The sequence below is a fragment of the Collinsella aerofaciens genome (assembly GCF_028206995.1).
GTDB lineage: Bacteria > Actinomycetota > Coriobacteriia > Coriobacteriales > Coriobacteriaceae > Collinsella > Collinsella aerofaciens_AQ.
The window spans coordinates 73,246-90,635 of record NZ_JAQLFL010000003.1; the positions used below are offsets into that span (position 1 = coordinate 73,246).

12 protein-coding genes are annotated in these 17,390 nt (G+C 57.1%); 6 read left to right on the plus strand and 6 right to left on the minus strand.

What is annotated here, in order from left to right; genetic code table 11:
• Window positions 1-335 precede the first annotated feature (335 nt).
• Window positions 336-1,349, plus strand: coding sequence for a hypothetical protein (locus PMX60_RS03445; RefSeq protein WP_196025936.1), 1,014 nt, complete (start codon window positions 336-338; stop codon window positions 1,347-1,349).
• Window positions 1,350-1,621: 272 nt separating this feature from the next.
• Here the strand turns inward: PMX60_RS03445 and PMX60_RS03450 are convergent, their stop codons facing one another.
• From PMX60_RS03450 to PMX60_RS03465, 4 genes are all read right to left on the minus strand, one after another.
• Window positions 1,622-4,876 carry an ABC transporter ATP-binding protein/permease gene (locus PMX60_RS03450; protein WP_271746896.1) on the minus strand — a complete coding sequence of 1,085 codons (3,255 nt, stop codon included), beginning with the start codon at window positions 4,874-4,876 and terminating at the stop codon, window positions 1,622-1,624.
• A 253-nt stretch (window positions 4,877-5,129) separates the two neighbouring features.
• A complete protein-coding gene (locus PMX60_RS03455) occupies window positions 5,130-6,101 on the minus strand; it encodes a TlpA family protein disulfide reductase (protein ID WP_271746897.1) in 972 nt (323 codons plus the stop codon).
• A 29-nt stretch (window positions 6,102-6,130) separates the two neighbouring features.
• On the minus strand, window positions 6,131-6,817 hold the full coding sequence (locus PMX60_RS03460; protein WP_271746898.1) for a 4Fe-4S binding protein: 687 nt from the start codon (window positions 6,815-6,817) through the stop codon (window positions 6,131-6,133).
• 208 nt (window positions 6,818-7,025) lie between these two features.
• Window positions 7,026-7,172: a CD1871A family CXXC motif-containing protein gene (locus tag PMX60_RS03465; protein ID WP_040219972.1), complete on the minus strand. Its 147-nt coding sequence runs from the start codon at window positions 7,170-7,172 to the stop codon at window positions 7,026-7,028.
• A 72-nt stretch (window positions 7,173-7,244) separates the two neighbouring features.
• On the opposite strand from PMX60_RS03465, the gene PMX60_RS03470 reads away from it, so the two are divergent.
• The 4 genes from PMX60_RS03470 to PMX60_RS03485 all read left to right on the plus strand — a co-directional run bounded on the left by PMX60_RS03470 (window position 7,245) and on the right by PMX60_RS03485 (window position 14,681).
• Window positions 7,245-7,937 carry a response regulator transcription factor gene (locus tag PMX60_RS03470; protein WP_438861067.1) on the plus strand — a complete coding sequence of 231 codons (693 nt, stop codon included), beginning with the start codon at window positions 7,245-7,247 and terminating at the stop codon, window positions 7,935-7,937.
• The gene (locus PMX60_RS03475; RefSeq protein WP_271746900.1) at window positions 7,934-9,085 is read left to right on the plus strand and encodes a HAMP domain-containing sensor histidine kinase; all 1,152 of its coding nucleotides are present in this window, start codon (window positions 7,934-7,936) and stop codon (window positions 9,083-9,085) included. The genes PMX60_RS03470 and PMX60_RS03475 overlap by 4 nt, the downstream gene beginning before the upstream one ends.
• 68 nt (window positions 9,086-9,153) lie before the next feature.
• Window positions 9,154-10,158 carry a helix-turn-helix domain-containing protein gene (locus PMX60_RS03480; protein ID WP_271746901.1) on the plus strand — a complete coding sequence of 335 codons (1,005 nt, stop codon included), beginning with the start codon at window positions 9,154-9,156 and terminating at the stop codon, window positions 10,156-10,158.
• A gap of 155 nt (window positions 10,159-10,313) precedes the next feature.
• A complete protein-coding gene (locus PMX60_RS03485) occupies window positions 10,314-14,681 on the plus strand; it encodes a hypothetical protein (RefSeq protein ID WP_271746902.1) in 4,368 nt (1,455 codons plus the stop codon).
• Between the two features lie 89 nt (window positions 14,682-14,770).
• On the opposite strand, the gene PMX60_RS03490 is transcribed toward PMX60_RS03485, so the two are convergent.
• Both PMX60_RS03490 and PMX60_RS03495 read right to left on the minus strand, forming a co-directional pair.
• Window positions 14,771-15,355 carry a hypothetical protein gene (locus tag PMX60_RS03490; RefSeq protein ID WP_271746903.1) on the minus strand — a complete coding sequence of 195 codons (585 nt, stop codon included), beginning with the start codon at window positions 15,353-15,355 and terminating at the stop codon, window positions 14,771-14,773.
• A 9-nt stretch (window positions 15,356-15,364) separates the two neighbouring features.
• The gene (locus PMX60_RS03495) at window positions 15,365-15,595 is read right to left on the minus strand and encodes a helix-turn-helix transcriptional regulator (RefSeq protein ID WP_195568536.1); all 231 of its coding nucleotides are present in this window, start codon (window positions 15,593-15,595) and stop codon (window positions 15,365-15,367) included.
• Window positions 15,596-15,851: 256 nt separating this feature from the next.
• Here PMX60_RS03495 and PMX60_RS03500 point away from each other — a divergent pair, with 256 nt between their 5' ends.
• Window positions 15,852-17,234 (plus strand): ATP-binding protein, encoded by a 1,383-nt coding sequence (locus tag PMX60_RS03500; protein WP_271746904.1) that lies wholly within the window; start codon window positions 15,852-15,854, stop codon window positions 17,232-17,234.
• Window positions 17,235-17,390: the final 156 nt, after the last annotated feature.

The following is a 17,390-nucleotide window of genomic DNA, read 5'->3' on the forward strand; positions in this document are numbered from 1 at the left end:
ATTAGGTCGTTCACTTCTCGGGAAACCATTCACCTTCGATTTGCTGTTTGTGGGCATCGACAGCGGCTTCATGCTCCAAAAGACGACGTTCGCGATCAAACGATCACCAACAGCACGCTATTGACCGCTATGTATGAACAACAGACATCCTCCACTCATCTATACTCAAGAGCGTGTCCGCATCGCCCCAAAAAACGATGAGAGTCGAGGCCCCCATGCAGCAGCTTACCGAACAAGAACAGAAACGCATCCAGCGGTACTGCACATACCCCAAAATCGCAGCGACCGCACTCGTCATGTCGTTCGTAGCATGCCTATTGATGTTGCCGCTCCAAATGATCAACGATATCGCGTTCCACCAAAAGGAATTCCAACCCGCGGGCATATATACCGCTATCGCACTCACCGTAATCGAACTCGCCATCTTTTGCTATTGCGCTCTTGCGCCGCGCTTTGGAATGCAGGGCAAACAGTGGAAGGAACTGCAGAGCAGGCTTGCGGTGGCCCAGACCAACAAGGACCATTCCGCGGAGGTCGCCGGCGTGCTTGCCACGCAAGCTGCCGGCCGCCTGCTCAAGAACAGCGACAACGATCTCGTGCGCAACCTGGGCGGTGCCGCTGAGGTTGCCAGCGCCGTAGGGGCAGTCGCCACGGCGGCAGACGTGCTGGCCGAAACCTCGAGCAATGCCGAGGCCATGGCGGCCGCATACGGCGTTGTGATTCCGAGCGCCAAGAAACAGATTATCGCGCTCATCGCAGTGCCCGCCATTGTGCTGCTTGGCGTCTACATCCCGCAGTTTGTCCAGGGAAATAACGAGCTTCAGGCAAGAAAGGCTGCAGCCGCCGAGCAGCTCGCCATCGCGCAAGATGCCTTGGAGCCCGCGTGCGAACGCGTCGCGGCAGACGACCCATACGAGTCGTATCACGACTACGGCTACCGCATTATCGGCTATCTGCGCGATAATGACCTCGGCGCTCAAGCAGCCTATGTCTACCTTTCTTTCGATGCAGATGGCATGCTCACGGACGTCGATTACGTCAGTCAGATCGACCCCGAGGCAAGCCTCGCAGACAACCTCGCCCGCGCCGAGCAGGATATCGCGACGCTCTGCGCCCCGCTCAACGGGTTGGACATTTCCGTTGCCACACCGGGCCTCCTCACGCCATGCAGCCTGTCGGATGAATTTAAACAGACATTTTTAGCTGGCTCCCTATATGAAGAAATCAGCATCAAGACGGAGGACGAATCTATCAAGTCGTACTACACCTTTGACACCGAGGCCGCAGAAGAATTCGACGAATACACCCATCCGGAAATTAGGCTCATGCTCTCTGCAAAGAAGAACTAAAGGCTTTCGATCTAATTGCCGCTCGCGAACATCGTCTATATCTCGAGGTCTAATACTTTTCCGAGAAGTGAACGACCGTTTTTGGACCCCTGAAGCATCGACATTTTCTGGCGCCAAAACCGCAGGATTTGGTTGGCAAAACCGCAGGAAATTGCATCTCGAAAGTGCCGATGCTTCGGGGGTCCATTTTGACTCGTTCACTTCTCGGAAAAGTATTAGACCCCGATTTCGCAAGGGCCTCAATGTGACAAAGGAACAACCCTTTTGTCACATTATTCGGAGCGCAGGGCTTCGACGGGATCCTTTTTGGACGCGCTGCGAGCGGGCAGCAGGCCGGCAACGACCGTTAGCAACACAGAAATCGCAATGAGCACCAGCGCATCCTGCACGGGCAGGCTCATCAGATTGGGCACCTGTTTGGCAGCAAGCGCCCAGGCATTAACCGGGAAGCTCACGGCCACCACGACGACAATGGCAAAGACACCGGCGATAAGCCCCTCAATAAAGGTCTCGGCATTGAATACGTTGGCCACGTTGCGCTTCGACGCGCCGATCGCGCGCAGGATGTCAATCTCCTTTTTGCGCTCCAGCACGCTGATGTATGTGATGATGCCGATCATGATGGAGCTCACCACCAGACTGATACTCACAAACGCGATGAGCACCAAGCTGATGGTGTTCACGATGTCGGTCACCGAACCCATGATGATGCCCATGTAGTCGGTGTACGAAATTGCCTGCTCATCATGGCCAGCGGCTTTGACCTGCTTGTTGTACGCATCGATGTGATCGAGTACGCGCTCCTTGGCCTCAAAGTCGCGCGGGAAAATCTTGACCGAAATGGGGTCGGCCTCGTCCGCATAACCCAACGTGGTCAGATTGTTATCGTAGGTGAGCTTCGACGCCTTGGCATAGCTCATCATGAGCGAGCTCAGGTCCTCGGCGTCCATGTTGAAATGGATGGCACGAGCAAAAGCGCTCGCATCCACACGCATAGCGCTCGCCAGGTTGGCAAAACTCGATGACATCTGCGTCGCCATCTGGCCCATGAGCCCTTCCGCGCCCGCCTTGAGCTGAGCTGACACCGTCGCCGCAATCTGATCGCTGATCGACTTCATTACCTGATCCATAGCCTGCTGCAGATACGGAGCCAGCTGCTTTTGCACATAGTCGGTCATCGCCTGCTGCAGGCGCTCGGCCAGGGCATCGCCACCGAGTGCCTTGAGCTGAGCCAGGTATTGCTGGGCTGCGGCATCATTCTCAAGATACGCCGAGAATGCGGCGGCGAGCTTTGACGCGTCCTTAAGATCATCGGGCGTCAACGCCTTAAACTGATCAGACTGCAAAAAACCCTCAAACAGCTGGTTGACAAGCGTTCCCACCTGCTGCATTTGCTCGGGCGTGAGTTCCAGACCGTCAAAGATACCCGAGAGATCTGGGGTTGGCGCTTTTGCCATGACGTCGCTGAAGTCGATGTCCTTCCCAACGTTCGAAAGGTCAATGTCCAGCCCGGACAAGTCGATACCAGAAAGGTCCATACCGCCGGCCGCACCCGAGAGTGCAGACGCATCAAACGAGAACGCGCTCTTAAGCGCCGCCTCGTCCACACTGAACATGCTGCCCAGATCCACGCCTTGCTTGGCCTCGCCTTGCAGTTCGTCGAAGGTTTTGCCCGTAAAGACATCCGTCTCGGGGTGGGCGAGTTGCTCCTGCACAATCTGCGAATCGGCGGCGCGCTCCATAAGCTGGCGGGTCAGCGCATGCGTATAGGCAATGCCCGGAGATAACGCACTCGCATTGGCCGTCTCGTTAGGTCGCACCACGCCCACAATGTGCACGTCGATACCGTCGGCAACCTTGGCGGCCATAAAGTCGGTGTCACCAGACATGTCAGTCCACATGCCGGTCTCTTCGTTTTTGCGATAGGCATCGGCCGGTGACAGCACCTTAAACGTCGTAGACAGCGCATCGTCGTAGGTAAAGTCGGAGCTGGTCTCGGGCGTCTCGATCTTACCGTCAGCCGTCATGGCGCTGTTAACCAGGTCGTTGAGCTCGTTGATATCCAGCGCGCCGATGCTGTAGAGCGTGTAGTCGCCCACCGTTCCACGGCTCGAAAGCACCATTACGGCTTCGTTAGCAGACGTGGGCCAATGACCGGCGACGACATCGTACTGGCTGTCGAGCAGGCTCTGGTCGTCGATCATCTCGTTAAAGACCGAGGTTCCCATGGATTCCATGCTCACCGTTGCCGCCGAGCTCGCGCCTCCGCTCATGGCCTCGGTCATGGCGTTGGGCACCAGCCGGACGGGCTTCTCGTCGCCCTTACCCGCACGATAGACAACCGGCGTCACGCCATAGCCGTACTGGATGGCGTTGACTTCTTTATCGATGCCATCGCCACCGGCATCGAGCCATGCCCTAAAGCTCGTCATGTCATTGGACTTAACGCTCGCAAACATATTCTTTACGGCCGTGACCACGGGAATCTTATCGGTTCCCTTAGCCTTGCCGCCGGCACTGTCGTCGGACAAATCCACGTTTTCAGGCGAGTCATCATCCGTGGCCCCCTGTCCACCCATCATGGACGACAGGTCGTAATCCTGCTTGGAAATGGTGAGCGGGTAGCTCGAGAGCGTATCCTCCTCGACCTTTTTGATGTAGCCGTTTACGCCGTTGGACAGCGCCAGAATCGCCGCGATACCGATAATGCCAATCGAGCCCGCAAAGGCCGTCATGGCCGTGCGGCCCTTTTTGGTCATGAGGTTTCGGGCAGAAAGCCCCAGCGCCGTCACAAAGCTCATCGAGGTTTTGCGCGTAGGCTTGGCCTCGCGACGCGCGGCCTTTGCTACATCAAAGGGGTCGGAATCGTCGGTAATCTTGCCGTCCGCCAGGTTGACGATGCGCGTGGCGTACTGGTACGCCAACTCAGGATTATGCGTGACCATAATAACCAGACGGTCGCGCGCCACGTCCTTGAGCAAGTCCATGACCTGCACGGACGTTGCGGAATCCAAGGCGCCGGTCGGCTCGTCTGCCAGCACGATCTCGGGATCATTGATCAGGGCGCGGGCGATGGCCACGCGTTGCATCTGTCCGCCCGATAGCTGGCTCGGGCGCTTGTTAACGTGCTCGCCCAGGCCGACTTTCTCCAACGCCTCACGTGCACGCTGGCGGCGCTCGGCATGGCCCACACCCGTGAGCGTAAGCGCCAGCTCAACGTTTTCCAAGATGGTCTGATGCGGAATGAGGTTATAGCTCTGGAACACAAAGCCGATGCGGTTGTTGCGATAAGCATCCCAATCGCGATCGCGAAAGTCCTTGGTCGAAATGCCGTCGATTAACAGGTCGCCGGAATCGAAATGATCGAGCCCACCGATAACGTTGAGCATCGTAGTTTTGCCCGAGCCCGAGGGGCCCAGAATGGCCACGAACTCGTTATCGCGAAAAGACAGGCTTACGCTGTCGAGCGCCACCTGCGTAAACGACTGGGTAACGTACCTTTTGCAAATACCTTTGAGCTCCAACATGGACGGCAACCTCTCCTGCACAGGCACTCTGCCCGCTCTCACCCGCCGTTCGTATTCGACGCGTTTGTCCTACTCTATCCCCATTTTTTGCCGGAACCAGTGAGGAATGTAACGAACCGCGCCAAAAAACGAACGGGACGGCGCCTAAAAGAAGAGGTCCCGAGCGGGACCTCTGTATGGTGGAGATTATCTTGAAAGGCAGCGGACTACTCTGCACAGCGGCGCGCAATCCTCGCCATGCTTTACGCGTTTTCTACTGCTCGCTATTCGCAATCGCCTGGTCGATGAGCTTGTCGAGCGCTGCGCGCTGCTCGGCGGAGCTGATGGCTCCCACGATTGGATCCCCTACGATGTTGCCATTCTGATCGATGACATACGTTGTCGGGAACGAGAACAAATTTGACGTGAACTTACCGGCCTCGCTATCCGACTTGAACCAGACGTTCTTATATGTCACGCCCTTCTTGCTCAGCACGTCCTTGGCATCCGCAATCTCGCCCTTGTTGCCATCGAGCGTAAAGGAATTGACGCCCACGACCTGGCCGCCCTTCTCGGCAAGTTCTTTATTCAGATTCTCAAGATCGCCCAGCTCGCCCACGCACGGCTTGCAAGTAGTGAACCAGAAGTTCATGACGGTGACCTTGTTCTTAGAGAACAGCTCGTCGCTATTCACGTCGTTGCCATCCAGATCCTTGCCCGTAAAGCTGGGGAACTTCGTCGTCTCGCTCGAAGCATTGGCACCGGCCGTCATGCCAGCGGTCGAAGCGTCGACGCTCTCGCCTGCGCTCGGCGTGCTTCCACAGCCGGGGAACTCCTTCTCCAAGCTCTCGAGCTTGTCCTCGATCTCCTTGATCTGCTGTGCACCGGTCTTGAGCGTCTTAAGCTCATCCGCCGTGAACTCATCCTTGGCGCCGTCGATGGTCTTGAGCAGAAAATCGCCGTAATTGCTGCCGTCCTCAATCATTGCCGAGTCTTTATTTGCCGCATTGAATACCTTTTCCCACAGCGCGTTATCACTCGAAAAAATCTCGTTCTCCTTCTGCATGAGCTTCGCATACAGCTCGGCGGCCTCGTCGGCATTGGCCGGCTTCTGCGCAGTGAGTTCTGCGATCTTAGGATCGGAGCTCGCAGATTCGCTCGCATTGCCGCCGGGCGCCGAACATGCCACAAGGCACAAGGCCAGCACCGGCACCATAAACAGGGCCGCAATCTTAGAAAGCTTCATAGTCATTCCTCCGTTTTGTCGAAGCTTGTTTACTTTTTATCGGCAGTCAAGGGAAGCTTTTCCGCCGACACATCCAGGCCATAGCGATAGCTGATGGCATCGACGGGACAAGCCCCGATGCACTTTCCGCACCGGATGCATTCGGCATGATTGGGCGCGCGGACCACATCAACGTCCATCTGACAAACCTTTGAACACTTGCCGCACGAGACGCATTTGCATGCATCGACCCGGATCCCCAGTAGGGACACCTTATTCATGAGCGCATAGAATGCGCCGAGTGGACAAATCCATTTGCAGAAGGGGCGGTAGAACAAAACGCTCAGCACTACCACGGCAATGAAAACGGCAAGTTTCCAAGTAAAGAGCTGTCCCAACGCAGATCGAATGCCGGCATTGGCAATGGCCAGCGGAATGGCGCCCTCGAGCACACCCTGCGGACAGATGTACTTACAAAAGAACGGGTCGCCCATGCCCACGTCGTTAACCACCAAGACGGGTAGCAGCACCACGGCAAACAGCAACACGACGTACTTGATGTACGTGAGCGGCTTGAGCTTTTTTGTCGAAAGCTTTTTGCCGGGAATCTTATGAAGCAGCTCCTGCAGCCAGCCAAACGGGCACAGAAAGCCGCACACAAAGCGCCCCAGCAGCACGCCGAGCAAAATGAGCGTACCGGTGACATAGTAAGAAAAGTTGAACTTGGATGAACCCACCACCGCCTGGAACGACCCAATGGGGCACGCACCCGATGCCGCAGGGCACGAATAGCAGTTGAGTCCAGGTACGCAGACTGTTTTTCCCGCACCCTGATAAATGCTGCCTTTGGCAAAGTTTGGCAGGTGAATGTTGGTGATAAGCGTCGCCGCCGCCTGAATGAATCCGCGAAATCGGGCCAAAACATGCGACGCAGTGTTTTCTCTTTTATCCAATTCCGATACACTCCAAGCACAGCCTAATCGCTTTGGCCAGCACGGCATCCGCCTCGCCACGCATAACGCCAAAGCACACCATGGCAATTCCGACGATCAACAAAGCGACCTGTACCACGGGTTTTACCGCCTTGAACAACCTGACCACTCCTTTCGTTACGCGACCATTGGACCATATCGGCTATAAAATCCGTGTTAAGCGCGATTTGAAATGTGCAAGGAGACTGTTATGCGTATTTTGATCGTCGAGGACGAGCGGGCGCTGTGTGACGCAATCGCGCGCAGCTTGCGAAACTTGGCGTACAGCGTCGACTGCTGTCACGACGGACAGGAGGCGCTCGACCTACTGAACGTTGAGGCCTTCGACCTCGTGGTACTCGACCTCAACCTTCCCCGCATCGACGGCATGACCGTGCTCAGGGAACTTAGGAAAACTGACTGCGAGACTAAGGTACTGATTCTGTCCGCACGCGGCGAAGTATCCGATAAAGTCGCCGGACTCGATGCCGGCGCCAACGATTACCTCACCAAGCCGTTTCATCTGGACGAGCTTGCGGCAAGGATTCGCAGCCTTACCCTCAGACGCTTTACACAAAGCGACATAGTTTTAACCTGCGGAAAGCTCCGTTTTGACACCAAGGCGCGCATCGCTTCCGTGGACAGCGAGGCTTTATCTTTTACGCGCAAGGAAACGGGAATCTTAGAATATCTGATGCTTAATCAGGGGCGTCCGGTTAGTCAAGAGGAGCTTATCGAACACGTTTGGGATAGCAGCGTGAACAGCTTTAGCAACGCAACCCGCGTTCATATCTCGTCGCTCCGCAAAAAGCTACGCAGCGCTTTGGGATACGACCCGATTCGAAATCGGATTGGAGAGGGCTACGTTATGGAGGATAGCGAATGAAAGGGCTTTCGCTGCAATGGCGCATAACGATTATGACGGCACTGCTCACGTGTGCGGCATGCGTGCTGACGAACTGCCTGGTCGGCTATACGGGCATGCGCTACATGGATGCCATCGGCAGTAACATCTCGGCATTTAACGCAACCGGCGAAGATTCGCCCCAGGCGTTCGACCCAGCGAAAGCGACCCCCGATGACAAGGTCACGATCGTCGTAAACGACGCACAGGAGTCTTTTGGCACGACAACCTGGTACATCACGGCTGGAGTCACACTCCTTGGCGGCGTGCTGGCATACTTTGTGAGCGGTCGTGCACTCAAACCGCTACGGGCTTTTGCAGCCCAGGTTGAGCGTGTGCAGCCTGACAACCTAAGCGAAATCAGACTCAGTGAAGATGTGCCCACCGAGCTACAACGATGCAGCGCCTCTTTCAACGACATGATCGCCCGTCTTGGCGAAGGGTTCTCTGCACAGCGTCAGTTTACCGGCAACGCCGCACACGAGCTGCGCACCCCGCTCGCCCTTATGCAAGCACAGATTGAACTATTCATCTCCGAGCACTCCGGTTTGCAACCCGAAACAGCCGAGCTGCTCGACCTGCTACAAGAACAAACCGAGCGCATGTCTCGAATGACCAAGGTATTGCTTGAGATGAGTGAGCTCCGCAGCGTCCCTTGCGGGGACGCTGTTGAACTCGGTCCCCTGTCCGAAGAGGTCCTCACCGACCTTGCACCACTTGCCGAGAATAAGGACGTAACCCTCAATTCTGCTGGAGACGCTTTAGTAATCGGGAACGATGCGCTCCTCTATCGACTGGTGTTTAACTTGGCCGAAAACGCCATCCGTTACAGCCGCACCGACTCGACTGTCAACGTCTCCATCAGCGACAGCGACAGCCACGTACTCCTGCGAGTCAAAGATGAGGGCCCGGGAATACCCAAGCAGTACCGAGAGAGCATCTTCCAACCATTCTTCCGTCTAGATAAATCCCGCAGCAGGGCATACGGTGGCGCAGGACTCGGACTAGCACTCGTTTGGGAGATTGCAGCGCTTCACGGTGGCACGGTAGAGGTCGAAACAAGTTCCGAGAACGGGACTACCATGCTCGTAAGCCTTCCAAAACGATCTGCAGCGTCAACCGAGCAGTAAAACGAAAGGGGTCCCGAGCAACAGGGGTACAATTGCTGCTATTGTTGCCAGCTGTTGGGAGATGGAAGATGGACTGCGATAGCTACCCATGCGTTCCCATGCCGTTGATGTGCACCGCCTTTGTGCCGGGGCAGATTGACGCTGCGGTTGCAGGCATTTCCGACCCCGATTCGCGCGCCATTGCTACGGCAGAAGCGCTGTACTTTCGCGGGCAGGCCACCCTCGCTGCCAAGACGGCGCGCCCCTATCTTGACGCCACCGATCCCGCACTGCGCTATTCCGCATGCTTTATCTGCGGATACGCCAGCCTGTCGCTCAACCGTATCGCCGACGCCCGCCGCTGCCTTGCGGGCATCCTCGATGCGCCGGCTGACGAGGAATCGCCCGCCATCCACGCCATGCATATCCTGTTCGCCTCGGCCGCGAGTGTCCTGCTGCACCTGCCTTCCCCGTATTCTGCCGAAGAGTTTTATCCACTTGCGGCGCATCTGCCCGAAGGCCTGCGCTTGTTCGCCAGTTACGTGATAGCGCACGCCTTGTATCTGCGCGGCGAATACGGCCGCAGCCTGGGCATGGCGGAAAACGCCCTGATTATGAAACAGGGAAGCTATCCGATCTCGGAACTGTTCCTGCACCTGGCAGCTTCCATGGCATGCATGAGCCTCAAGGACATCGACGCCGCAAAGGCACACTTCGGAACCGCTTGGAACATTGCACGTCCCGACGGCCTTATCGAGCTCATTGGCGAGCATCACGGCCTTTTACAGGGGCTCATCGAGGCGTGCCTAAAAACGCAATACCCTGACGACTTCGCGCGCATCATCGAGATCACGTACCGCTTCAGCTACGGCTGGCGGCGCATCCACAACCCCGATTCGGGCGAGGACGTGGCCGACGATCTAACGACCACGGAATTCACCATGGCCATGCTCGCCTGTCGTGGGTGGACCAACGCCGAAATCGCACGCCATATGGGAGTATCGCCGGGCACCGTCAAAAACCGCCTATCCGGCGTATACGCAAAGCTTGGCATCGGCACACGCACCGAGCTGGTCGCGCATATGTTACGTTAGCGACCGGACTGCCAAGCGCATCGAACGCATTCCGGAACCCGGCGCTTCGCTCGATCAATTTGGACATTTTGACCCTTGAACGGCACTACCGCTACGGGGCGCCTTCTCGCAAAATTGGATTATTTCCACCGATACCTGCGGGATGGGAGCCAAAGATGCTTGATCGCCGTTCGTTACTTGTTGCCGGAGCGTCCTCGCTGGCGAGCATTATGTTGCCGCGCGTGCCGGGAAGCGCAAACGCCTTCATATTGCCGTTCGCCCCCGCCGAGGCATACGCCGACGAAGATGATCCCTTCAAGGTCTTGGTGCTCTCGCGCACCATGTTTGGTGTGGTCGTGGTCGACGTCGCCAACAAGAATACGCCCATCACGGGTGCCCAGGTCACGCTCATATCGCGCTATGCCGCAGGCAAGCAACTCACCGCCACGACCGATGACGAAGGCACGGCCATCTTTGAGGTCGCCCCTCTTTCAGAAGGCTACGTGGACGAGGCAACGCTTCTCGACGCGTACGACTTTAACGGCGGCATCTCCATTAGCATGGCAGGCTACCGCGATGTCGAGATTCCCCTTGCGCGTATCCAGGGCGGCACCGCTATTACCGCACCCACACGTCCGCTTTCCGACGGCGAGCCGTACTTTCGCCAGCTCACATTCGACGAATGGGACATCCAGTACGCTGAAGCCACGTTCATGGCAATGCCAGCGGACGAAGCAGCAAACGAGCAGCCCGATACGCACGCCTTTACCGTGCAGGCACATCTGCCACAGGGTGGACAGGCAACGCTGCGCATCAACAAAGTGACGCCTGCCGCGGGCAGCTCACCCGAAACCGTCACACAGATCGGCCAGATCAAGGCCAACGCATCGGGCGCGGATAATCTGGCAACGTTCACACTCGAAGACACGTTCCTCGATGCAGCTTCGGGCCTTCTGGAGGAAGGGTGCAAGCTGCGCTTTATGCTCGACTACCAGGGCAAAACCTACACGCTCTCATCCCCTATGGCCGTTGTCACCGCGCCGGCCGCAAAGGCGGAATCGGGCTCGACCACCATCATTCCCACCACCATGGACCAAGAGATCACTCCGTTTGATTTCCCCGCGGCGTTTCCCGGTATCGGCGGCAATAAGTTCACGTGCTGGATGCCCACATTTCCCATTCTGTTCGATTTCTCGTTTGCTGGATACGTGCTGTTTGGCGGAGGGTACAAACCAGCTAGCTATATGAACGATTCGGGCAACCCTGATCCGGAATACTGGAAGAAATCGCCGCGCGAGTCGGGCGCCAAGCAGGCAAACCGCTACCTCGACGAGATGGAGGGGAAGTGGAATCAGTACAAGAGGATGAGTGCCGGTTCGGGCACCGATCCAAGAAACACCAAGCTCCTTCGCCACCATTGCACGCCGCTGTTCACGATGGATATCGCCACACAGCTGTACGGCTCGCTCGCCTACGATTGGGTGGGCAAAACCTGGGGTAACAACAACGACCCCGCATACGGCAATATTAAGGCCCTCTTCCAGGTAAGAACCGACCTCAATTGGACCGAGCAGTTTACCCTAGGACCGGTGCCATTTTTCCTAAACGTCAACCCCTGGGTGCTGGCAAAACTGGCGCTCGCCGTGGGTGCCCACACGCACGGCAGCGGCGCGGCGTTTTTTAAAAACATTTCGCTCGACTATTCAAACACGTCGGGCTCGTTCACCATCCAGATCGGGCTTGCCGTCACCTTTGGCGCCGGCGTTGCAGGCGTCGCTTCGTCTGCCGTGCGCGGCGCCGCATCCCTCACGCTGTTCATTGGGTACGAAAAGGCAAATGGACACCAGCTTCCGCGACTGCGTGTAGGTGCAGACGTCGATGTCGATGTAATACTCCAGTTCGTAATGTTCAAGTGGACCACCAAGGCTTGGTCGGGGTCGTGGCCCACACTCATCGATTCGTGGAATATGTCGGTGAACAATGGCGACCAGTATGTGCTCCAGCGCTCTGAGCTCGCATTGGATGGAGATACGCCTTATACGCTGGATGCCTGCTTCGGCTCGGCCGGCAACGCCGAGGCGGGTGGTGTGCCGCAATTTATCGCATCGGCCACCATCGTCACCAACGCCGAACTGCTCGCACGCGCCGAGGTTAAGGCCACTGCCGTAAACGCCGCGCCTGTCGTGCGCGATTGGGATCAAGCGGTCACGCGCATTGAGCTCGAGGCGGATGCAGAAAGCGACGACACGGGACAGATCGAGCATTTCGTCCATGCGCTGATAGAGAACGACGAAAACGCCGCGCCGATGTATGAGTACACCTATATCGGTCAGGCAACAAACGCCGTTGCCGACCCGAACGCCAATTCTGCTGGTGTATCGGAGGACGAGCGTGGCGGCATAAAACCCTCGAGCGACAACGTGCTGTTTTCCGGTGTGCTCAGCGAAGCCCACATGAAGCTAACGATGATTGCCGGCGTGGAGTGCCTATTCCGTATCGCCTCGGTGCGCTACGGCGACAATGGTCGCTCGCGCCTGGTGGTACACACAAAGGCAAACGGGACGTGGTCCGCTCCCACGCCTGTGGACTTTCCCCTTGGGTTTGGCGAGGGCGACGTGGAGCGCGACAGCATATACGATTACGACTTCGACGTAGTGGAATATACGGACGGAAGAGGAAACCAGGACGCCTACGTGCTGCTGGTCTCGGGCGAGCGCCCCGCCGGCGACAACACCCTTTTCGATACGGCGAGCACATCCGGCATACTGTCCGTTGTGCGCCTGCGCATAAGCAACGACGGAGTTCGCGTGATATCGCACACGTCGTGGCGCAGCATCTCGCGCGGCCGCCTTCAGGAGGATGGCTACCATTGCCTGCAGTGCCCACGCATCACGGTGGGCAAGACACTTGTCGACGGGCGCCTGTCGGGCGCCTACCTCCACCGCCGCGGAACCACCGCAGAAAAGACGCTCGGCAGCGAGGCCGAGGTTGCGCTGGAGTGCTTTACCCTGTGGTCGGACGTTTCGGGCGACAGTCTCACGTTCCGTCAGGTCCTCCGCTTTCCGCAGGCACCGTCGAGCATCGAGCTCGGCGCGCCCGAGAATATCAACGGCAAAATGGTGGTGCCCATTGCATACGAGACCGCAGGCGGTTGTGGCTGTGCATCGTACGCCGTGATCGGCCAGTCCATTGCGAGCTGGGGCGTTATGTCGCCAGATGCCACAGTACCCCACGCGGTGCCGTGGCCGCAGCACACGGGCTTTTTGGCTACCGTCAACGAGCAACTGCAGCATATTACTTGGACGCGAGGCGCATCGGCATTTGCAACGCAGCCCGTGGGTGCCGCAGGCTGTGGCCCGGCATCGTTTAGCGTAAGCAACAACGGCAGGTGCGTGCTCTATGTAGAGAACACCGATGGCAAGGTGGGGCAAACCTACGACGAAGAAGGCAACCCGGTAGCAGTGATGGGCAAGCACTTCCGCATCTTCGCCAGCACCTTGGCAGGCGATCTGTTTACGGAGTCGTTCGTGATGTGCGAGCTGGACCATCCCGTCGATCAGATAACGACATTTTTGACGTCGGGGAGCATGCTCTCCGCGCTCGCCACGCACATTGTGAGCGCGGAGAAGAGCGAGGCAGAACTACACGGCATCGAAGTGCCCTTGGTGGCGTGTGCCACTCCGACGGGCGCAGTCGCTACCTCGGGCGCGGTGGTGCCCGGAGCAGCAGGCGAATCCTTCATGGTCACGGTGCGAAACGACGGCAACACCTTGCTGACCGCCGGCACAATCGATCTGTACCGAGAGGGCTCCAGCCAGCCGTTCTCCAGCGCATCCATCGGGTTCGGAGCGAACACACGCATGGCATCGATCTACGATCCGGAACTTGCCGAGGACGCTTCGGCCAACGACATGGCACACGTGAAGTACGCGCTCGAAACGCTGGACGCACGTTTTGCAACGCACCCGCTGGTAGCCGACAGCGGCAACGCCGTGCTGGCACCGGGTTGCACGGCACAGTTCCGCATGAGCTTCGCCATCCCCGAGAGTTGGAGCGATGAAGTGGGCAAACGTGTAACGCTGTATGCGAAGGCGCGTAATCTGGTGACGCTCGATCCCGTAACGCTCGAGGAAATTCGACCGGGCGCAAACTCGGCGCTGGGTGCCGTACTGCACGAGCTTCATGTGCCCGACGCGGCACGCGAACGCTCAGAAGTTCAGGTCGGCGTATGCGACAAAGCGGATACGACGGGGCTTCACGATGCACCGATGACGGCGGACGGCGGTGGCGGCTCGAGTGGCGGCGGTACCGACGAGGGCGGCGGCTCCGGCGGAAGCCGCTCCGGCAGCGGCAAGGATCACGGCAATAACAAGCGCTCCGGAAAAGCGGGCGCGCTTGCAGGCACGGGCGATGCCAGCGCTCCCCTTACGGCAGCCGCTGCAGCACTCGCCGCGGCAGGCGCAGGCCTCGTCGCCTACAGCGCCCGCCGCACGGCGCTCGAAAAAGACACCACCGATGAGGTCAATTCGGATACGCCTCGCTAGCTCCTAGTTACTTTTGTGAGAGACGCCGACTCGGCTCGTCGAACATCAAATGGGCTGGTTCTGGATACCCAGAGCCAGCCCATTGCGCATTAGTTATCGTCAATGGAGTCGAGTTCTGCCTCGAGCTTGGCACGGCGTCTTTTCGCCGTGAAAAACGTTGCGCACAGGACAGCAAACGTGGCCGCGAAAATCGTCGCACCGCAGAACACGCCCGTGGCCAGATTCGCCAACCAAAAGACGCTTTCGAGCGGTACGATCTGCGCCTCAGCGATACAGCGCATTGCAGCAATAACAAGCGCGAACGCGGCGCCGCTAAGACCGCTGACAAGCAGGAAATATCCAACAGGAAGATGCTCGGTTTGCCCAAAACGATTGGTATCGACATAGCCCTTCCGCGTTTGCAGTCCTGCGCAAATCAACATCACGAGAACGAGCCACAAATACATGGCTGCCTCGAACGGCGTTGCAAAGCCTTGCGGCATTTCACTGGCGTCGCTGTGAACCCACGCAACCTGTCGAGCTATAAACTGGTAGAAAAAGATCATCAGCATGCCAAACGAAAGCAGCACGAAACCAATCTTGTAGATTTTTGCGCTCTCAGCCTCCAGGCGCTCATCCTTTGGGCCGGCATATTCGCACCACTTTTGCACGAGTTTTAAATCTTCAAATTTCATAGCGAACTCCTAAAGAGCGTTAGGGTCGACGTCGATCCCGTCTTCCCAAAACAGATCGTTCAACGTAACGCGTAGCGCTTTGCAGATCGCCACGCACAAATTGAGCGTGGGGTTGTAGCCGCCCGCCTCGATCAGGCCGATGGTCTGGCGCGTAACGCCCACGGCCTCGGCCAAGTCAGCTTGCGAAAGGCCAACCGCCGCGCGCGCCGCCTTCATGCGGAGGTTCTTTTTGCCCGGCATGGAGTTCCTTTCGTAGTAATGGACAGATATCCGTTGCAACATGACAGAAATATATTGCATATATCATACAATGTCAACTATATCTGTCATTATGAAAACCATATTCGTCATCGCCATGCGGACATTACAACTTCGGTTCACTATTCAAACTTACTCGGACAGAACCGACTCGGTTTTGTCCGAGTAATCTCGAGCATAATCTGATTCATGCGATACAATTAACTCGGACAAAACCGAGTCGGAAGGAACCGAGTAAGTGGAATTTATTGGCAGGGAGCGTGAGCTCGCCCGTATTAAGAAAACGCTCAAAGCACCCGAGCAGCGCAATGTTCTCATTTACGGCAGGCGTCGCGTCGGAAAAAGTGAGCTCATCAAGCAGGCGCTAACCGATTTGTCGGACGTCGCAACGGTCTATTACGAGTGCCGCCAAACCTCCGAGGCAGACAACCTCGAGAGTCTGTCCGTCCTTGTTGCTGAAGCGCTGAGCTTTCCTCCGCTCGCCTTCACAGGCATCCGCGAGCTCATCGAATTTCTGTTTGCCCAAGCTAAAGACAAGAACATTACCCTCGTTCTCGACGAATACCCCTACTTGAGAGATGCGGTTAAAGGCCTAGACAGCATTCTTCAGACCTCAATCGACGCCCGCAGGGAAGACTCACGTTTAAACATTGTCCTGTGCGGCTCCTACGTTGAGATTATGAAATCCCTCATCGAGCATGAAAGCCCCCTCTACGGGCGAATTGATCTCGCGCTTGAGCTTAAGCCCATGGATTACTTTGACGCTGCGAAGTTCTATCCCGCGTTCTCGCCCGAGGACAAGGTGCGGCTCTATAGCGTTTTTGGCGGTATCCCCTTTTACAATCGCCTCATCGATCAATCCCAAAGCGTACGCAACAACATCATCGAGCTCGTCACGGAACCTGGCGCCCGCTTAGAAAGCGAGGTGCCGTCCTATCTCAACGCCGAGATCTCGAAGATGACCAACGCCAACGAAGTTTTCGGGGCTCTCGCACAAGGCTACTCCCGTTGGGGGGACGTGCTGGCACAGTCGCACGTCTCGAGCGGTCCGGCCATGGCAGACGTGCTCGACAAGCTCATGTCACTCGAAATCGTCCAAAAGCGTGCACCCATCAACGACCCTACGAACAAGCGCAAGTCTGGCTACTTTGTAGTGGATCCGCTTTCGCTCTTTTACTATCGCTATGTTTTCCGCAATGCCTCAGCGCGTCAGCTGCTCGACTCGGAAGTCTTCTATGATCGTCACGTCTTCCAAGACTTCGAGGAAAACTACGTTCCTCATATGTTCGAGGAGATCTGCCGTCAATACCTCGTGCGGCAGAACAGGACCGGCAAGATCGAACCGGCTTTCGACGCCATAGGCAAGTACTGGTACGACGACCCCGCAAACAAAACGAGCGGCGAATTCGATGTGGTAACGCAAGACCCCGAGGGCTACGCATTCTACGAAGCAAAGTTCCGCAAATCCCCCATCACGCAAAAAATGGTCGACGAGGAAATCGCCCAAGTCGAGGCAACGGGACTCAAGTGCCATCGCTATGGATTCTTCTCCCGTTCGGGCTTCGAAGCTGGCGAAAGCGATCGAACCGTCTTCATCGACCTGCCGCAGATGTTTGGATAGGACAGGACAGGTCCCTCCCGCATTCCAAGCATTCATTATCTAATCGAACGATTGTTCGATGGATTTCGTGTTGGGTGGAATCGTCTGTGGGCTGGGCTATGCTACCTTGACTATCTATATGACTTAAACGCAGCAAAGAAGCACCGAGAGAGCGAG

What these genes read in the sequence shown, in the direction of transcription:
- PMX60_RS03450 (WP_271746896.1), bottom strand. Translation starts at nt 4,876, where the DNA reads ATGTTGGAGCTCAAAGGTATTTGCAAAAGGTACGTTACCCAGTCGTTT.
- PMX60_RS03455 (WP_271746897.1), bottom strand. Translation starts at nt 6,101, where the DNA reads ATGAAGCTTTCTAAGATTGCGGCCCTGTTTATGGTGCCGGTGCTGGCC.
- PMX60_RS03445 (WP_196025936.1), top strand. Translation starts at nt 336, where the DNA reads ATGATCAACGATATCGCGTTCCACCAAAAGGAATTCCAACCCGCGGGC.
- PMX60_RS03485 (WP_271746902.1), top strand. Translation starts at nt 10,314, where the DNA reads ATGCTTGATCGCCGTTCGTTACTTGTTGCCGGAGCGTCCTCGCTGGCG.
- PMX60_RS03480 (WP_271746901.1), top strand. Translation starts at nt 9,154, where the DNA reads ATGGACTGCGATAGCTACCCATGCGTTCCCATGCCGTTGATGTGCACC.
- PMX60_RS03495 (WP_195568536.1), bottom strand. Translation starts at nt 15,595, where the DNA reads ATGCCGGGCAAAAAGAACCTCCGCATGAAGGCGGCGCGCGCGGCGGTT.
- PMX60_RS03470 (WP_438861067.1), top strand. Translation starts at nt 7,245, where the DNA reads ATGTGCAAGGAGACTGTTATGCGTATTTTGATCGTCGAGGACGAGCGG.
- PMX60_RS03475 (WP_271746900.1), top strand. Translation starts at nt 7,934, where the DNA reads ATGAAAGGGCTTTCGCTGCAATGGCGCATAACGATTATGACGGCACTG.
- PMX60_RS03490 (WP_271746903.1), bottom strand. Translation starts at nt 15,355, where the DNA reads ATGAAATTTGAAGATTTAAAACTCGTGCAAAAGTGGTGCGAATATGCC.